Here is an 18293-nt window from a genome sequence, read left to right on the forward strand (position 1 = left end):
ACAAAAATGGAAAATTTCTTATCACTACGATATTTGTGTGCGATATAGGGATTATTTATATTTAAAAACAATAATTCCCGCAATCATAATCACGATTCCAATGGCTTTATTAATAGTAAAAGGTACCTTTTCTGTTCCAAATAACCCAAGAGAATCAATGATTAGTGCAATGATTAACTGAGAGATTAGCAGTAAAATAACAGCATATGTAGGACCAATTTTTGTCATGCCCTGCATAACACTATAAACAATTACCGCCCCCAACACCCCGCCTAAAAAGTAGATCTTTTCAACCTCATTCCACTTGGTAGTAGTTTCATCTCTTATTATTAAAAATAATAGCAGCGATAAAATAAAACCTGAGCCATGGACAATTGTATTAGTCTGCCAAAACCCAAGTTTTTCACTGAGCCTCGTATTAAAAACTGATTGCAGACTGATTAAGACCCCAGCTGCTAAAGAAAATAGGACACCTTGCATATCTGTTCCTCCAAACCCTTTTTATCCTTTCAATCTTTAATACCCTCTTTGAAAATACTTTAGTCTAACTAATAAGAACTTTTTTAAGAGAGCTGTTTTCGCAAACTTTGTTGCTATTTACTTAGTAGTGCGAAGGGGGTGATTGCAGCGAGAGATGCACGATGACCGCGGGGCGGGCGGTAAGCCTCCTCGGCGTAAACGCCTGCGGGGTCTCACCCGTCCCGCTACACCCGCAGGAGTCTCGCACTTCCGCTCCAATCAACCTTAAATATTAAATAGTTTTTTACTTAAAAAACAACAATCTTTTTGAAAAGAGCCAAAAAAATGGAAAGGGAGCATGGTTCACGAATAGTCGTGATTTATTTGTTAATAAAAGTCATGCAGTGTTTAGCTCAAAAATGAACTATTCAAATAAAAACATGGTTATTGATAAATTTCTATTTACGAACATTTGTTCTTGGTTTATAATGTGATTATGGGTAATAATAGGAGATAGGCAGTATTGAAAAGTGTCAATTGAATTGTTGAATTGAAGATCTATTGATCATGCAGGCTAGTAAAAAATTTAATGACTATAGGAGCTGAATACTTTGACAGTGCGATTAATTCCCTACTTAGTGATGAATGGAAATGCAAAGGAAGCAATCAAATTTTATGAAAATGCTTTAGATGCACAAGTTCTTTATATGCAATCTTTCGAAGAGGGACCGGAAAATCCAGAATATCCTTTACCAGAAGATGCAAAGGACCGTGTTATGCACGCGACGTTAAAAGTTGGTGAAACAGAACTGATGTTTAGTGATACTTTTCCTGGTCAACCACATCAAAGTGGAAATCAAGTAACAATTTGTATTTCAACGAAAGATCCAGAAAAGGCAAGAAAAATGTATGATGCATTACAGGAAGGCGGAAAAGTGAATATGCCGCTGCAAGAAACATTTTTTAGTCCGGCTTATGGCAATGTAACAGATAAGTTTGGCGTAGAGTTTCAAATTTACACTGAAGGCAAACATTAACTTCTGTAAATGCTCCTATTAGGTATTACCCTAAGCACGTCCAAGCCCAGACACACCATGTAATTAATACATAAGTATTTTCTTAAATTGAATAAAAAAGCCGATCTTTCTACTAAAAAAGATCGGCTATTAGTCTGAAGTAGGAGAGCCTGGCCGCAAGCTATAAGTGCAAACTGGATAATCGGCTTAAACTACTACCTGAAATCGGAATGTATCTAGAGGGATTCATTCATTATCTTCCTGAAGCAAATAATGAAAAATATAGTTTGAAAAATGCAGGATACAAGCTTATCTAATCATAGAAGGACCAGTTAATGATTCAGGTGACATACCAAGTACTAATAGACTAATTTTTGCGTAACCAGTATTTCTAAATTTAGCTAAAAACTGTTTTAACACGGTAAAATTTTGATCTTCTTTTACCTTTTGCAGTTCTTTTTTATACAATCGCAGTACTGAACCGTACACAGAATTAGGAGAGTATTTATCAGGATTTTCGTCCATAAGTAAACAACCCATATAATGATATTTAAATTGAAATGAATAGGTAAGTTTAATAATATCCAAAAGTTTTTCATAAAGGGCAGGATAATCTTTTTTTAACTTCTTAAGATCTTCGTTTGTAGCTTTTAGTTCATCAATGCTCGATAAAGTTAACATGAATTTTTCCTCCTCTTATTTGTCCCAAGGTTTTTCAAGTGAAATATATTCAGCTAATTCTTTGCTTTTTCGTCTTCTTAATTTACGAATTTCTGCTCTTTCTTTACCTGTGTTGTAAAGGAATTTTTCCTCTTCTGTTTCAGGAATAATATTTGGAACTTCAACAGGCCTTTTCTGTTCATCAAGTGCAACAAACGTCAAAAATGCTGTTGCTGCAATCCGGCGCTCACTATTCATCATATCTTCAGCAATAACCTTACAGAAGATTTCCATTGATGTTTTTCCAGTATAGGTTACAAACGATTCTACACAGACTGAATCTGTTTGATGAATCGGACATAAGAAATCGATTGAATCTGTAGATGCTGTCACACATTCTTTCACTCTGGAATGTCTGCGGGCTGATAATGTAGCAGCATCATCAAGTTTTTTCATCAAAACGCCGCCAAACAATGTGTTGTAGTTATTTAAATCACAAGATAACACTTGTGCAGTATTAATAATTCGGCTATCTTTCGCTTTTTTTGCTATCATTTTGTTACATCCTTTCCACTAGTGGATTTTAGATTGTAAAAAAACAAATCCATGTTATTAAAAGGTTTTTCTTACCTGTAACAAGTGTAAGTCGCATTGTACTATTAGTAAAATGGTTAGAATTCATATAAAATATAGCTTTTATCTATGTAAATGCTTACAAGTATTGACAGTATCATTAAAAAAACGGCTCTCACACTAATAAGAGTCGTTTTTATAGATAAAATGTATTAACTTTTTTGATAACACTGTTTGAGTTGTTCCTTCGAAAAGTGTATCCATTCTCTGGCAGCAAAGGAGAAATATCCATTTTTGACCCAAATAACTGCAAGGTTCCAGCTGATAGAAGGATTTACAATATCAATTGATTTAACATCTTTGTGGAGATGATGGCAAATACTTGCTGGCAAAAGGGAAACTCCAAACTTATTAGCAACCATTTCTTCGATAAAAGACCGTTGTGAACTTTCTGAAATAATATGTGGATTAAATCCTGCCTTTTTGCAAGATAGAATAATTCGATCATTTAGGACAAAGTCCTTATTAAACAATATAAATGATTCATTTGCCAATTCTTCTAAATTAACTTTCTCTTTCTCTGCTAGTGGATGTGAAGGATGGAGGATTAGCTTTAAATCTTCTTTCATTAAAGAGAAATGATCAAATACCTCGTCATTTGTCGGAAGCACAATGACACCAACATCAAGAAGATTTTTTTCGACATCTTCTTCAATTTTTTTAGAACCGTTCTCCACTAATTCAAACGTAATTCCGGGATATTTTTCATGAAAAATACTTACGACTTTTAAAAAAAGATGTGCATCAAAAATTGGCGGCAGACCGATACGGATATGACCTTTTTTAAGTCCTGTAAGATTGTCTAATTCTACTTTTAAATTCTGGAAGGCTTTATCAATTAATTTTGCCTGCTCTAAAATGATGTGTCCAGCATCTGTTAAGATTAATTGCTTTCTTGACCTGTCAAAGAGTTCTACACCTAACTCCGATTCAAGGTTCTTTATCATCTTACTAATGGTTGGTTGTGTAATAAATAAATGATCAGCAGCACGTGAAAAACTTTTATGGTTTGAGACCTCAATAAAGTATTGTAAATGTTTGATATCCAATTTCGTACACCTGCTTATCATAAATTTGTATGAGATATAAATAAAATACCATAAAAGCGCAAGTTTTTAAGCAAGAGGATTCATTCATTTTGGACCATAAAAAAAGCCCGCATTTGTGTTGGGCATGTCGTGCCTAAGAATTCCGGCAAAAATGAGTTTCCAACTAAACTATGTTATAGTTAATTTATAAAAGGGGGAATCCACTATGGAACAAGCGCAATTTTTCATTTATCATCATCAAAAGCCGATTCAACTTCAAGCAGAAAGAGCTGTGATCTATATGCAAGGTGAAATCATTGAAGCATATAGTGATAACAATGAATTGTACTACCTGTTTTTTTATAAAAATCATTTCCTAACAGCAGCTAAAGCGATAAAACTTCGACGTCAATCATACATTGAGCATGCATTTAAAGAAGGTATGGTTTTTGATTTCCCCCACCCGTTCATCCATGCTTTACTTTCTTCCAATCACCCTTGTCAAATGATCAGCTTCAAGCAATTATTAAAAAAATTAGAAATGTATTATTCCCCATATGAAAAAGCATTTATATTAACTTTCTTTGAATCGTTTATTCCAAAAAAGCAGTTGTTTAATGAGATAAAAACTGATTTTTATAAATACCGTCGTAATGGCCAGCTGTTATTAGGCTATCAGCTTATTCGAATTTTAATGGATTTCGCGCCAAAGCATAGCTTGGTAAAATCGCTTGCAAGTGACATGAATTTTAATAAATATGCTGTTTTATACAGTAGAAAGCCTGAGGAAGTACTTGCAACAGATGGTATTTTTGCTGAAAAAATACTGTATTCTCAGCTAGAAAACGATATCAGTTTTCAGCAGCTTATCGACCGTTTAGAAAAAGAAGCAAGATGGATCGATGTGATTGCTGTAACGATGTCTAAGCTCCAAATAACCCCTTCTATTGACTACTATCAATATCTTACAAAACTACTTGACCAGCATTTTAATGAAACCGAAACTGAATATATTTTAGAACAGTTATCGGATCAATTACCTGTCTTCCTTCCACTACAACAAGATTTATTTTACAATTATGTCAAACAACAAAAAGTCCAAAAAGCCTTTACTATGATGAATAACCATAACTTCAAGCTAAGTCATGCACAAGTACATTCCTTTGGAGAAATGTTAGAGATTATGGATTTAGATGCTCATTCTTTACGCCCAGAAGTGCTTAATAGCATCATAAAAGCTGTTATTTCCTTGTTTCCTGAAAAAGCGGATATGCTTCTTACTAAATATGTCATTTCATTACTTAAAACAAATGAATTAGATTTTATTAAAAACTGGCTGGATTCATTTAAAGAAGCGCATGGAAATCTTCAACTTTTCGAAAAAATTAATACAATGATTAAGTTGAGTGAATCTCTTGATCAAATGAATATCCTCGGAGAGTTGTATTATGAATTTAAACAATTTGATAAAGCGATAGAATGCTTTAGCTGGGAAATGGAACTGTATCCTAGTGATCCAAAACCGCTGCAATGGTTGGCTAAAATCTATGGGGAATTAGGAATGAAACATGAATCAGATGCATACAGGAATCTTTGTATTGACTTGCAAAAATGGGCATGATCATAGGTTCACTTTCCTAAGGAATAGATAAAGGGGGAGAGATGGTTGGTTTTATTACTATTTGGATTTTTATTTGTTTCCATTTCTCTCTATGCCATTATAAGAACGTAAAAGATGATGGTTTTAAAATGCATAAGTAGGTGTTTAACATAACAATTAGAGAAGCTATAAAGCAGGACAGTGCAAAAGCAGCTGTGCTTATTTATGATGCAATTGATGATATCGCAGATGTATTAACAGGGGAAAAGGAAAAGCACAAAGTCCTTAAGAGGTTAGAGCTATACTTCAGTCAAGAGGTAAATCGATTAAGTTATCACAATTGCCTTGTTAAAATTATTGATGATGAACCTGTTGGTATTGCCATTGCATATCACGGAAAGGATGCATGGAAGCTTGATGAATCAATTCGTAAACATTTAAAAAATATAACGAGCAAAGAGGTTAAACTAGATAGTGAAGCAGATATTGCAGATTACTATTTAGACACATTAAGTGTGAATCCACTTTTTGGAGGTCAAGGAATTGGGACAGACCTGCTTAAAGGTGTAATCTATGAAGCAAAAGAGCAGGGTTACAGAACAATTTCCTTAAATGTAGATAAGAAAAATGTGAAAGCACGTAGACTTTATGAGAAAATGGATTTTGTTTATAAAAAATCAATAAAAATTAACAACCATTATTATGATTATCTCGTAAAATGTATTTTTTAGACTTCACATCATGAACAGAAAAAGAGTTTAAGTGAATGGGTAAAATGGATAGTCAAAAACATGCTGTAGGAGAAATGAGTGTATCAATTCAGACAAGCATAATGGAGAACCTAACATGTTCTCATGTATCACAAATAAACGATAAAAAATATAATCTTTTACTACATTTAAAAGAAATACACTTAAAGAAGAAGGAACACTCTTAACATGACAGATACGGAATTATTTTGGTCACCAGTTAAATTATCGCTTGAAGTTGCTATTTTTTCTCTCATTATTGTATTAATAGTTGGCGTAGTTACGGCAAAAATGATGGCACATAAAAAGTTTAAAGGGAAATCGGTTATTGATACTTTTTTACTTTTACCATTAGTTCTCCCTCCATCTGTTGTTGGTTTTTTATTAATCGTCATGTTTGGGAATAACTCTTTTATTGGCGAATTGATTGAATGGGCATTTAACCAATCGATCATTTTTACTTGGTGGGCTGCAGTTATTGCTGCTACTGTTGTTGCTTTTCCACTTATGTATCAATCGGCTAAAACGGGGTTCGAAACGATCGATCACGATATTGAGGATGCTTCGAGAGTGGATGGAGCAAACGAGTTAAAGGTATTCTTATTAGTGACACTGCCTTTATCATCAAAATCAATTATTTCAGGTGCAATATTAAGCTTTGCACGGGCAATAGGAGAATTCGGGGCAACCTTAATGTTCGCCGGAAATATTCCAGGAAGGACACAAACCATTCCAACGGCAATTTATTTGGCGATGGAATCTGGTAATATGAAATTAGCTTGGCTGTGGGTGTTTATCATTTTACTCATCTCATTTACTATGCTTATTTCGATGAATTTACTGAAAAAACAATATTAACCAAAAGAATACTGCTAGTAAATTATAAAAGGAATCCACTGCAAGGATTCCTTTTACTATTGGAAGAATTGATAATTTCCAGAAGCATACACCTTTAGAATCGTAAAAAGTGTTTGCGTTTTTAAATTGTTAACAATTTGCTATATAATCTGAAACGAGTTGATCAAGTTCTTTAAATTCCGTTTGATTTATTAATGCTTCGTTTGCTTTTAGAGAAAATAATGCACTTTCGATTAAGAATTTACGTGGAGTCTTAGAATGAAATAGTTCATCTTGTATAAAGTCCAATAACTCAATGTATTTTGATTGCTCTGTACTAGTAAATGTTTTCTTTAATGTAAAGATTATTTGGTACAATCTTTGATTAAAGGCTAAATTACTATTATTTTCTGGCATCCATCGTTCTAAAAGCTCAGGTTGAATTAATTGTTTACCTGCTTCTGATACTTCGTTGACCATTTTGACTACTCGTTCAACACTGTAACGAACTACTTGATCGACATCTCCATTTGACCCATGTGCCATTGCATTATATTTTAGGTTAAAGTGGAGGATACCAATGAACATGATGGCACAATCTAACAAATAGGGTTTCTTGGTTTCTGAGAAGATATCGATAAATCGTTTGTATAGCCAGCGAATCATTTTTAACTGACCTTTTTTAAAAAATTGTTTAAGTTCAGCATCACTCAGAAAGCTTACTTCTTCAAAAAGAGAACTTAACATATTCTTTCGATTCATATTTACTTGCATTTCAACTTGTTTAATAAAAACTTCAATGTTAGAAGGATCTTGACCGATGAGTAATTCACTACGTTCTTTATCCATCTTCTGGTAAAGAGTTTTGAAAATTTCCATTAATAACTCGTTTTTAGAAGAGAAATAATTATAAAATGTTCCTTTAGAAATTCCGCTATAGTCCAATATATCTTGAATGGATGTAGCTTGAAATCCTTTATCGATAAATAATTGGTGAGCCATTTTAATTACATGCTGTTTCCTGTCGTTCATATAATCACCTTTAGTTTTTATTAGACTACCTGTATAAAAGTTATAGTACACGATTTCTTTTCTTGATACAAACATAGAAAAATCAAGGGTTTTTTTGATTGCAATATTTGAACTCATAGTATATGATATTGTCTGTGTGAAATCAAAGTCTAAAAAATGAACTGTTTGTATAGAGGAGGAATAACAGTGAATCATTCCATAAATACGTTTGAACGCCCCCCTTACGGAATACTTTCTATTTTAATGATCGGGGCTTTTATTGCGTTTTTAAATAGTACATTACTTAACATCGCTCTTCCGTCTATTATGGTGGATTTGGATATAGATACATCGACCGTTCAATGGTTGACGACAGGTTATTTGTTGGTGAATGGTATTTTAATTCCAACGACAGCTTTCTTAATTCAAAAATTTTCTGTTCGCCATCTATTCTTAACTGCCATGGGATTATTTACAGCCGGTACATTAATTGCTGGTGTTGCCCATGTCTTTCCTATCTTATTAACTGCACGGATGGTTCAAGCTGCTGGATCAGCAATCTTAATGCCATTATTAATGAATGTAATGTTAGTAAGCTTTCCAGTGGAAAAAAGAGGAGCGGCGATGGGTGTCTTCGGTTTAATCTTAATGTCTGCACCTGCGATTGGACCGACATTATCAGGATGGATCGTGGAACATTATGATTGGAGAATGCTTTTCCATTTTATAACGCCAATTGCTATTGTGGTTCTATTGATCGGCTTTTTCTTGCTTAAGGATAAAAAAGAGAACGTTAGTATCAGTCTTGATCTCTTCTCACTTCTCCTATCAAGCTTAGGCTTTGGAGGATTGCTCTATGGTTTTAGTTCAGCAGGCAGTAGGGGCTGGGATAGTCCTCATGTGTATGCAACGATTATCATAGGGATTATTTCTTTAGTTTGGTTTATTTTACGTCAAGGAAAACTTGACAATCCAATGCTTAATTTCAATGTTTTTAAATACCCAATGTTTTCTCTATCATCATCTATCACGATTATCGTTAATATGGCTCTGTTTTCCGGATTTTTACTATTGCCTATTTATGTTCAAACAATTCGCGGTATTTCCCCGCTAGATGCGGGGTTAATGCTGTTGCCAGGGGCGGTCTTGATGTCAGTCATGTCACCTATTACAGGGAGATTATTTGATAAGTTTGGCGGCCGTATATTAGCGATTGTTGGTTTATCGATTACAGCTATAGCGACGTATTTATTCAGTAACTTAACTTTAGATACTTCTTACCAATACCTAATGATTGTACATGCGATTCGTATGTTTGGAATGTCGATGGTGATGATGCCTGTTTCAACAAATGGTTTAAATCAATTGCCAAAGCAATTCTATCCGCATGGTACTGCTATGAACAATACATTAAACCAGGTATCTGGCGCTATTGGAACAGCATTGTTAGTAACGGTGATGTCAAACCATACAGAAACAATTGCAAAGCAATTAACAGAAGATGCGATGAAAAATGCAAGTGGACAGCCGACAGAAGCAGCACTGGCTGAAATGCAACAACAGATTGGTATGAATGCTATGTTAGAAGGAATTAATTATTCGTTCTTTGTATCAACCTTTATTGCTGTCGCAGCACTTATTCTAGCGTTCTTTATTAAACGAGCAAAACAAGAAGATACTATAGAGGGAAATCCTTCAGGGAAACCGGCAGTATCTAAATTAGCTGAGAATTAAGTTTTCAGGAATATAGTATAAATATAGTATAAAAAGACAACTTCCAATTTTGGAGGTTGTCTTTTTTGATATAAGGAAACTAAGTTATGCTCCTCCTAGTATTCATGTTGGATGTAAATGAATTGTAAATAGAGATTTACAAATGATTTGGACAAGCAATATGTTTGCTTAATATTTGTTTAGTATATTCAGAGTGTCAAACAAATATAAAACAAACATATTTAGGAGGAAACAAACAATGTCTTGGAATCATAATTGGAAAAAAGGAATTATTGGTATTATGACAGTTTCTATGTTAGCGGCATGTTCATCAAATGATACATCAAATGAACCTAGTTCAAGCGAAGGAACTGATTATAACAAGCTGACATTAGCTGAAATAGAAGAGAAAGCAAAAACAGAAGGGGAAGTAAATTCAGTTGGAATGCCTGATACTTGGGCAAACTGGGTGGAAACTTGGAACGAGCTTGGTGAAAAATATCAATTAAAACATACTGATACAGATATGTCTAGTGCAGAGGAATTACAAAAATTTGCTGCAGAAAAAGAAGACGCAACAGCGGACATTGGTGATGTTGGGATTGCCTTCGGACCAATTGCTGAGGACCAAGACTTGACACTAGCATATAAAACTTCATACTGGGATGAAATTCCAAATTGGGCAAAGGATGATAATGGAGACTGGGTTGTTGGTTATACAGGTTCGATGGCAGTAATGACTGATAAGAATAATGTTAAAAATGCACCAACTTCTTGGGCAGATATTAAGAATGGCGATTTCACAGTAAGTATTGGTGATGCATTAACAGCAAACCAAGCCCAATTCGCTATCTTAGCAGCTGCCTATGCATTCGGTGGAGATGAGAACAATATACAACCTGGTATCGATTTCTTTGCGGAATTAGCAAAGAAAGGTAGATTAACATCGATTGATCCAAGTGTTGCAAACTTAGAAAAAGGTGAAGTTGATGTCGCATTAATGTGGGACTTTAATGCATTAGGCTATCGTGAACAAATTGATGCAAAGCGATTTGATGTGACGATTCCAAAAGAGGCATCTGTCACTTCAGGTTATGCAACAATTATTAACAAATATTCTAAAAACCCGCATGCTGCGATGTTGACTCGTGAATACATTCTTTCGGATGAAGGTCAAGAAAATTTAGCAAAAGGCTATGCACGCCCAATTCGTGAAAATGTTGAATTATCAGAAGATGTAGAATCACTTCTATTACCAGATGAAATGTATGAAAATGCAAAACCAGTGGCTGATCAAAAGGCTTGGGAAGAAACAACAAAAAACATTCCGCAAATTTGGCAAGAACAGGTATTGATCCATGTTAAATAATCGATTAATTATGATTGTTGTGGATGCGCTTCGTTATGATACAGCGTGTTCACATATGGGGTTTATGCAACATCTTGTTGAACATGGCAAAGTTGCACGTTATGAAGTGAAATCAGAGGTTCCTTCATTATCAAGACCTCTCTATGAAACGATCTTAACCGGAACGCCGCCAATCCTCCATGGAATTGTAGGCAATGGTGTTGTTCGCTTATCAACACAGGAAAGCATATTTCATTTAGCTAGACGCAGCGGGAAAGTAACTGCTGCAGCTGCTTATTATTGGGTAAGTGAGCTCTATAATCATGCACCGTTTCGACATGGGATCGATCGTATTCAATTGGACAAGCACGCACCTATTGAGAATGGCCTGTTTTATTTTGAAGATCATTATCCTGATAGTCATTTATTTGCAGAAGCTGAGTGGCTTGTTTCAGAGAAAGAACCTGATTTTCTCTATATTCATCCGATGAATGTCGATGATGATGGACATAAATTTACAGCAGATTCTGTTCAATATCGAAATCGAGTTTTAGCAACAGATGCATTACTGGCTCTTACATTACCTAAATGGATGGAGCTTGGATATGACATTATTGTGACAGCGGATCATGGGATGACGTCTGATGGAAACCATGGTGGCAATACGGCTAGTGATCGCCATGTACCGTTATTTATTGCTTCAAATAAAGTAAAACCAGTTGTGCAAGAGCAGTTGATTTCTCAGCTTCAAGTAGCGCCGTTAGCCTGTCATTTACTTGGAATTGATCCCTCAGAAGCGATGGTCCCGCTCACCATACCTGGACTAGTTGAATATAGTAAAACTCATTTCTAGAATAATCGTTTAAAAGAGAACATTAGAAAAACTTGGCTTATCGCCAAGCCCTAATGGCGAAAGCCTTAGTTTTTCTCATACTATCAACATTAAAATATAAATTCTGATAGTATAACAAAAGCAATCGGTGAAAAGCCGATTGCTCCCCTATTAAAATATCATTTCCAGATTTGAGAGCTGTTCTAATTAAAGCTTTAAATCTTTTACAAATTTCAAAAGGGAGACTGCATGATGAATGGAAATAAACGTGTGTTTTTAATAATAGTTCCGTTCGCTTTGTTGATGACATTCTTTTTCCTAGTACCACTTATCTATATGCTGGTTAGTAGTTTTTCAAATAGTGAGGGTATTACATTTGAACATTATCAAGAAGTGTTAACAAACTCATATATTTTGCAAGGATTTAAGAATAGTTTAGTTCTTTCCTTTGTGTCAGCATTGATTGCATTAATCGCTTCCTTGCTGGGTGTTTATGCAATGACATCCTTTTCCGAAAAAGTACGTGAAAGATTATTGGTCCTTTCAAATTTAACATCTAATTTTTCAGGCGTTCCACTTGCTTTTGCATTTATCGTTTTACTTGGTAATAGCGGACTTTTTACATTAGCAATGGAAAAATTCGGCTGGGATTTATCTTTTTCCCTTTATAGTTGGTCAGGTCTTTTGCTTATTTATATTTATTTTCAACTTCCGCTCGCAGTCATGCTATTATATCCAATTTATTTTGGGATACAGATGCAATGGAAAGAGGCTGCAGCGTTACTTGGCGCTTCTACATTTATGTTTTGGAAAAAAATCGGACTGCCGATTATATTTCCTGGTGTTATCGGGACATTTACGATCTTGTTCGCAAATGCATTTGGTGCCTATGCATCTGCATATGCATTAACCGGCAGCAATTATAATCTAGCAGCAATTCGTATTGGGGCGCTTATTCAAGGAGATATTTTTGCACAACCTGAACTTGCTAGTGCGATTGCCGTATTACTTGGAGTTATTATGATTGTCGGAATGCTGCTTAACGAATGGCTTATTAAGAAAACAAGAAAGGACTTGTCAGGACGATGAAAAAATTGACAATCGTTATGCTTATTCTGATTGGAATTTATTTAACCTTGCCAATAGTAGCGACTGCGCTATATGCATTTTCTACAGAATGGAATAAAACAGTTTTACCTGAGGGATTAACTGTTGAGTGGTTGACAGCTTTATTTCAAGATTCACGTTTTATCGAAGCATTTGGTCGTTCTATTCTTCTTTCAGGTGGAGCAGTTTTGATCTCAATTTTGTTTATTGTACCGGCGATTTTCGTTATCGTTTTATACTACCCATCATTGGAAAAGTGGTTTCAAGCAAGTGTTGTAATGGTGTATGCCTTTCCTGGTGTTATTTTAGCAGTCGGGTTAATCCGTTTTTATTCAGGAACAAGCTTGCCGATGATTATCGCTGTTATCGGAGTATACGTCATTAGTGTTCTTCCCTATATGTATCAAGGAACAAGAAATAGCTTACGAAACATTCAAGGACGACAGTTAATGGATGCAGCTGAGTTATTAGGTGCCACAAAAGTAGAAGCTTTCCGAAGAGTGTTGCTGCCATCTGTTTATCCAGGATTATTTGTTTCGGTGTTATTATCTTTCTCTATTTTATTTGGTGAATTTGTTTTGATTAATCTTGTTGTTGGTTCCCGCTTTGAAACCGTTCAAATCTATTTAATGGAAAAATTGAGCACAAGTGGTCATCTTGCTAGTGCGATTGTGTTTGTTTACATTGTGTTGATGGGGATTTTAACGATCGTAATGGCGGCATTAACGAAAAAAGCGAAAGGAATGACAAGTGCATGAGTGATGTAGTATTAAAAAACGTTGTGAAACGATACAAAGATACAGATGTTCTTTCAGGAATCGATATGACAATAAAAGACGGTGAATTTGTTACGTTATTAGGACCAAGTGGCTGTGGAAAGAGCACAATTTTGCGTATTTTATCTGGTTTGACAGATTTAACAACAGGTGAAGTCTTAATTGATGGCAAAAACATGAAAAATGTTGCACCAAAAAATCGGAAAGTTGGAATGGTGTTCCAATCGTATGCGTTATTTCCGAATATGAGTGTATTTGAAAATGTAGCTTTCGGTTTAAAAATGTTGAAAAAACCTGCTAATGAAGTGGCAATTGAAGTTGATAAAATGCTAAAGCTTGTTGGATTAGAAGAGAAGAAGCATGCATATCCACATGAGCTTTCTGGTGGTCAACAGCAACGGGTTGCGTTAGCTCGTTCTCTCGTTGTACGCCCTAACGTATTGTTGCTTGATGAGCCATTAAGTGCCCTTGATGCACAAATTCGTAAACATCTTCAAGTTGAACTTCGTGAAATTCAACGTGAATTGAAGATGACGATGATCCTTGTTACACATGACCAAGAAGAAGCTATGACGGTTTCAGATCGTATTTTCGTTATGAATAATGGCAAAATTGCACAAGAAGGTACACCGGCTGAAATATATACAAAACCTAATACAGAGTTTGTTGCTAATTTTATTGGTCATTATAATGTTTTTTCAAAAGAACAATTAGCAAAATTAGTCGGGAATCAATTACAAGTGTCTGCAGATAAATATGCGATTCGCCCAGAGTCAATTCATTTTGACATTCACCCTTCCTCATACCAATTACGTGCTGTTGCAGGTGATTCAATCATGAATGGAAATGTCATCCGAACTGTTTTTCATACAGATGACAAACAATTTACAACAGAGCAATTACATCATCGTGCATTCTCCTTTGAGAAAGGATTGGAATATAATTTATTCGTAGAACCAGAGGATGTCATCGCTTTATCATGAGCCAACTCAAGGAAGAACGTCATCGGTTAATTATTCAATGGGTAAATGAGGAGAAACGTGTATCAGTTGCAAAAATGGCAAAGAAGTTTTCGGTGACACCTGAAACAATTCGACGAGATTTAACAGAGTTGGAAGAACAAGAAAAGATCTCTAGGGTTCATGGCGGAGCAACCTTATATTCAAAATTAGAAAAAGAGCAGGCATACTTGCGGAAGCTGGATATTAATCGAAAAGAAAAGCAGCAAATAGCGATTGAAGCAGTCACACGTATCAATCATGGTGATACAATCGCTGTCGATGTTGGGACGACGACGGTTCATCTAGCCGATTACATCCAAGATATTCAAAACCTAACCGTTGTAACCAATTCAATTGCTGCAGCAGATCGTTTTAATCTAGCAATTGAAGAGAAAAGGATGACTGGAAAGGTTATCTTGTTAGGAGGCTTTACAAATCCTGCCCAATCCTCGGTTTCCGGTGCAATGACCCTTGAATGGTTAAATCACATGTATATGGATAAAGCATTTATATCCTGCGGGGGAATTGTTGCAGAGTCAATCTATGATTATGATTTAGATGAATCACTTGTTTCAGCGAAAATGATGGCAAGAAGCAAGTATAATATATTACTTGCTGATTCATCAAAAGTAGGTATTCCATCTTTTTATTCCTTTGGAGAGGCAAGACATTTTAACGAAGTTATAAGTGATAAGCCTTGTCCAAAGGAATGGAATGAATGGTATAAACGATGGACGATAGCGAAGGGGAGTTAATCAAATGTTAATTGATTATCATGTACATCTAGAGGAAGGTCCGTATTCGTTTAACTGGCTTGAACGTACGGCAAAAGCACTCGGATATTTTGAAACAAATGAAGAATTAGAAAAAGGGTCAAGGGAAAAAGTCGAATATCAAGTAAATCAGCTGCAAAAAAGGCTTTCTTCTGGTTGTTACAGCGAAGAGTGGCTTGATTTATATTTGAAGAAAGCTAAGCAAATTGGCTTGAAAGAGGTCGGGATCGTCGATCATTTATACCGTTTTAAAGAAACTCAACATTATTTTGAAAAAGCGTTAATTCTTGATCCTGCAGATCCAATTGGTGAATTGCAATCATATTGGTTAAAGAATGTCATGACAGAAAGAATGGATCGATTTGTTGAAGCGATTTTAGCTGCAAAAAAACGTTGGGAAAAACAAGGTGTATTATTAAAGTTAGGAATTGAAGCTGATTATTTTATAGGACAAGAGCAAGAACTTGAAGGACTATTAGCAGGAAAACCATGGGACTATGTTATTGGTTCTGTTCATTATGTTGACGGCTGGGGATTTGATAATCCGCAAACAGCATCTCGGTTTGCAAAAAGTAATTTAGAAGAGCTTTATACTCGTTTTTATGTGACGGTTGAACATATGATTCGTTCAAATATGTTTGATTTTGTCGCGCATTTAGATAATTTAAAAGTGTTTAATTACAAAGTGAACAATGAAACATTTAATCGTAAATGGTATGAGCGCATAGCTGATGCATTAGTTGAAACAAATACGGCAACAGAAGTGAACGCAGGTTTATTTTATCGTTATCCTGTCAAAGAAATGTGTCCATCTGCTGATTTTTTATCGATAATCGTAAGGAATGGTGTGCCAATTACCCTATCATCTGATTCGCACTATCCCGATGATCTTGGCAAATATGTAAGAGAAAACAAGAAGTTTTTGCAGGAATTAGGTGTTTCACATATAGCAACTTTTCAACAAAGAGAAAGGATTTTAAAACAGATCTAATAGTCGGGATCTGTTTTTTTATCATTCAGCAAATTAAGCGCACTAATTCTATATAATAATGTAGGAATATTCATCCAGAGCTATTTAAAGCAATCATTGTGTGTATGTTGTCCCTAAATGTGTGCTCACCGCAACATTTTACGTTTAAAAAGTAAAGTGGAAAGGGAAAATAAGCAAGTGGAGGGATAAAGATGAAGATTATTATTATTGGCGGAGATGCAGCGGGAATGAGTGCTGCCATGCAAATTGTAAGGAATAGCTCAGAACATCAGATAACTGTTCTTGAAATGGGAGAAGTATACTCATATGGTCAATGTGGACTCCCTTATGTGATTAGTAATAAAATTGATTCAACAGATAAATTAATTGCTCGGACACAATTTGAATTTAAAGAAAAATACGGAATTGATGCACGAATCTTACATGAAGTTCGTCAAGTTGACACAAGAAATAAACAAGTGAATGGAATCAACCATGCAAATGGTGAAAAGTTCAACTTATCTTATGACAGACTCCTTATCGCAACTGGAGTAAGTCCAGTAATACCTGAGTGGGACGGTGCGCAACTTTCAGGTGTTTTCACTTTAAAGACAATTCCAGATGCAAAGCAAATCATGGAATCCCTTCAAGGCAATGTAAAAAATGTTACAGTTATTGGCGGCGGTTATATTGGCCTTGAAATGGCTGAGAGTTTTGTGGAATTGGGTAAGAAGGTAACAATCATTGAACGAAATGAACAATTAGCAAAAATATTCGATGCAGAGATGGCAGAACTTATCCATGAAGAAGCAAAAAATCATAACATTGTTCTTAGAATGGGAGAATCTGTAGAAGCGTTTCTCGGTAAAAAACATATTGAATATGTTAAGACTGATAAAGGTGAGATTGAGACAGATCTTGTACTAATCGCAATTGGCGTGCGGCCTAATACATCCTTTTTAGATAAGACTGGAATTATGACAAGTGTTAATGGTGCAATCCAGGTAAATGCGTATATGCAAACTAATATTGAAGATATTTATGCAGCAGGTGATTGTGCCACGCAATATCATCGAATCAAAGAAAAGGATGACCATATTGCACTAGGAACACATGCAAATAAGCAAGGGCAAATCGCAGGACTAAACATGATCAATATTCCAAAAACCTTTAAGGGTGTAGTAGGATCTTCAATTATAAAATTTTTCCGTTTATCACTTGGAAGGACAGGGTTATCAGAAAGAGAAGCAAAATTATTAAACATTCCATATCAAACCGTAACGATTAAAACGTCAGATATTGCAGGCTATTATCCAAATGCTAAAAAAATGACCTTAAAATTAGTCGTACATAATGAAACACATAAAATTCTCGGCGGACAAATTATTGGAGAAAAGGGGATTGATAAAAGAATCGATGTACTTGCAACAGCTTTATTTCATTCTATGACAACCGAGCAATTGCTAGATTTAGATTTAGCTTACGCTCCTCCGTATAATGGTGTATGGGATCCGCTTCAGCAAGCTGCAAGAAGAATAAAATAATTTGGAATATTTAGGCTCAGTCATAGGACTGGGCCTTTACTTTGGCTCATAGTCATTTAGGGATAGAAATCCAACTATTAGATACTTTTCATTGAAAGCTAAAAATATCTCAACGGAAAGTATCTTCTAGAGAAATCTCATTATTTTTCAAGTGGAATAAAATAATGGGTAGACGATCTAAAAGAATATAAAGTATATTAGAAACAAAATATGTAAAAAATAAACGTTTGTTTAAA

Annotated in this window: 18 protein-coding genes; 13 read left to right on the top strand and 5 right to left on the bottom strand. The window is 35.1% G+C overall.

Going from position 1 to position 18293, the window contains the following annotated elements; all coding sequences use genetic code 11:
- Nucleotides 1-51 precede the first annotated feature (51 nt).
- Complete coding sequence (locus tag GMB29_RS02495) at nt 52-480, bottom strand: DMT family transporter (protein WP_136355952.1); 429 nt, start codon at nt 478-480, stop codon at nt 52-54.
- Nucleotides 481-1070: 590 nt separating this feature from the next.
- Between GMB29_RS02495 and GMB29_RS02500 the strand changes: the two genes are divergently transcribed.
- Entirely contained in the window at nt 1071-1496 is a 426-nt protein-coding gene (locus GMB29_RS02500) for a VOC family protein (RefSeq protein WP_136355954.1), read from the top strand.
- Between the two features lie 288 nt (nt 1497-1784).
- Here the strand turns inward: GMB29_RS02500 and GMB29_RS02505 are convergent, their stop codons facing one another.
- The 3 genes from GMB29_RS02505 to cidR form a co-directional block, all read right to left on the bottom strand.
- The gene (locus tag GMB29_RS02505) at nt 1785-2156 is read right to left on the bottom strand and encodes a hypothetical protein (RefSeq protein ID WP_136355956.1); all 372 of its coding nucleotides are present in this window, start codon (nt 2154-2156) and stop codon (nt 1785-1787) included.
- A gap of 15 nt (nt 2157-2171) precedes the next feature.
- Nucleotides 2172-2690: an acyl-CoA thioesterase gene (locus GMB29_RS02510; RefSeq protein WP_136355958.1), complete on the bottom strand. Its 519-nt coding sequence runs from the start codon at nt 2688-2690 to the stop codon at nt 2172-2174.
- 230 nt (nt 2691-2920) lie between these two features.
- Entirely contained in the window at nt 2921-3817 is an 897-nt protein-coding gene (cidR, locus tag GMB29_RS02515) for a cidABC operon transcriptional activator CidR (RefSeq protein ID WP_136355960.1), read from the bottom strand.
- Nucleotides 3818-4022: 205 nt separating this feature from the next.
- Here cidR and GMB29_RS02520 point away from each other — a divergent pair, with 205 nt between their 5' ends.
- The 3 genes from GMB29_RS02520 to modB all read left to right on the top strand — a co-directional run bounded on the left by GMB29_RS02520 (nt 4023) and on the right by modB (nt 7003).
- A complete protein-coding gene (locus tag GMB29_RS02520; RefSeq protein WP_136355962.1) occupies nt 4023-5417 on the top strand; it encodes a tetratricopeptide repeat protein in 1395 nt (464 codons plus the stop codon).
- A 140-nt stretch (nt 5418-5557) separates the two neighbouring features.
- Nucleotides 5558-6127 (top strand): GNAT family N-acetyltransferase, encoded by a 570-nt coding sequence (locus GMB29_RS02525; RefSeq protein ID WP_136355964.1) that lies wholly within the window; start codon nt 5558-5560, stop codon nt 6125-6127.
- A gap of 207 nt (nt 6128-6334) precedes the next feature.
- Nucleotides 6335-7003, top strand: coding sequence for a molybdate ABC transporter permease subunit (modB, locus tag GMB29_RS02530; RefSeq protein WP_136355966.1), 669 nt, complete (start codon nt 6335-6337; stop codon nt 7001-7003).
- A gap of 129 nt (nt 7004-7132) precedes the next feature.
- On the opposite strand, the gene GMB29_RS02535 is transcribed toward modB, so the two are convergent.
- Nucleotides 7133-8014 (bottom strand): TetR/AcrR family transcriptional regulator, encoded by an 882-nt coding sequence (locus GMB29_RS02535; protein ID WP_136356107.1) that lies wholly within the window; start codon nt 8012-8014, stop codon nt 7133-7135.
- Nucleotides 8015-8170: 156 nt separating this feature from the next.
- On the opposite strand from GMB29_RS02535, the gene GMB29_RS02540 reads away from it, so the two are divergent.
- The 9 genes from GMB29_RS02540 to GMB29_RS02580 all read left to right on the top strand — a co-directional run bounded on the left by GMB29_RS02540 (nt 8171) and on the right by GMB29_RS02580 (nt 18057).
- The gene (locus tag GMB29_RS02540; protein ID WP_136355968.1) at nt 8171-9727 is read left to right on the top strand and encodes a DHA2 family efflux MFS transporter permease subunit; all 1557 of its coding nucleotides are present in this window, start codon (nt 8171-8173) and stop codon (nt 9725-9727) included.
- A 238-nt stretch (nt 9728-9965) separates the two neighbouring features.
- Nucleotides 9966-11075 carry an ABC transporter substrate-binding protein gene (locus GMB29_RS02545; protein WP_136355969.1) on the top strand — a complete coding sequence of 370 codons (1110 nt, stop codon included), beginning with the start codon at nt 9966-9968 and terminating at the stop codon, nt 11073-11075.
- Nucleotides 11065-11907 carry an alkaline phosphatase family protein gene (locus tag GMB29_RS02550; protein WP_136355970.1) on the top strand — a complete coding sequence of 281 codons (843 nt, stop codon included), beginning with the start codon at nt 11065-11067 and terminating at the stop codon, nt 11905-11907. Before GMB29_RS02545 ends, GMB29_RS02550 begins: the two co-directional genes overlap by 11 nt.
- 228 nt (nt 11908-12135) lie before the next feature.
- Entirely contained in the window at nt 12136-12975 is an 840-nt protein-coding gene (locus tag GMB29_RS02555; protein WP_136355971.1) for an ABC transporter permease, read from the top strand.
- Entirely contained in the window at nt 12972-13751 is a 780-nt protein-coding gene (locus tag GMB29_RS02560; RefSeq protein WP_136355972.1) for an ABC transporter permease, read from the top strand. Before GMB29_RS02555 ends, GMB29_RS02560 begins: the two co-directional genes overlap by 4 nt.
- Complete coding sequence (locus tag GMB29_RS02565; protein ID WP_136355974.1) at nt 13748-14752, top strand: ABC transporter ATP-binding protein; 1005 nt, start codon at nt 13748-13750, stop codon at nt 14750-14752. Before GMB29_RS02560 ends, GMB29_RS02565 begins: the two co-directional genes overlap by 4 nt.
- On the top strand, nt 14749-15525 hold the full coding sequence (locus tag GMB29_RS02570) for a DeoR/GlpR family DNA-binding transcription regulator (RefSeq protein ID WP_136355976.1): 777 nt from the start codon (nt 14749-14751) through the stop codon (nt 15523-15525). Before GMB29_RS02565 ends, GMB29_RS02570 begins: the two co-directional genes overlap by 4 nt.
- Nucleotides 15526-15529: 4 nt before the next feature.
- Nucleotides 15530-16534, top strand: coding sequence for a histidinol phosphate phosphatase domain-containing protein (locus tag GMB29_RS02575; protein WP_136355978.1), 1005 nt, complete (start codon nt 15530-15532; stop codon nt 16532-16534).
- A 191-nt stretch (nt 16535-16725) separates the two neighbouring features.
- Nucleotides 16726-18057 carry a CoA-disulfide reductase gene (locus tag GMB29_RS02580; RefSeq protein ID WP_136355980.1) on the top strand — a complete coding sequence of 444 codons (1332 nt, stop codon included), beginning with the start codon at nt 16726-16728 and terminating at the stop codon, nt 18055-18057.
- Nucleotides 18058-18293 lie beyond the last annotated feature (236 nt).

Source organism: Metabacillus sediminilitoris (assembly GCF_009720625.1).
In the GTDB taxonomy this organism is placed as follows: Bacteria; Bacillota; Bacilli; order Bacillales; family Bacillaceae; genus Metabacillus; species Metabacillus sediminilitoris.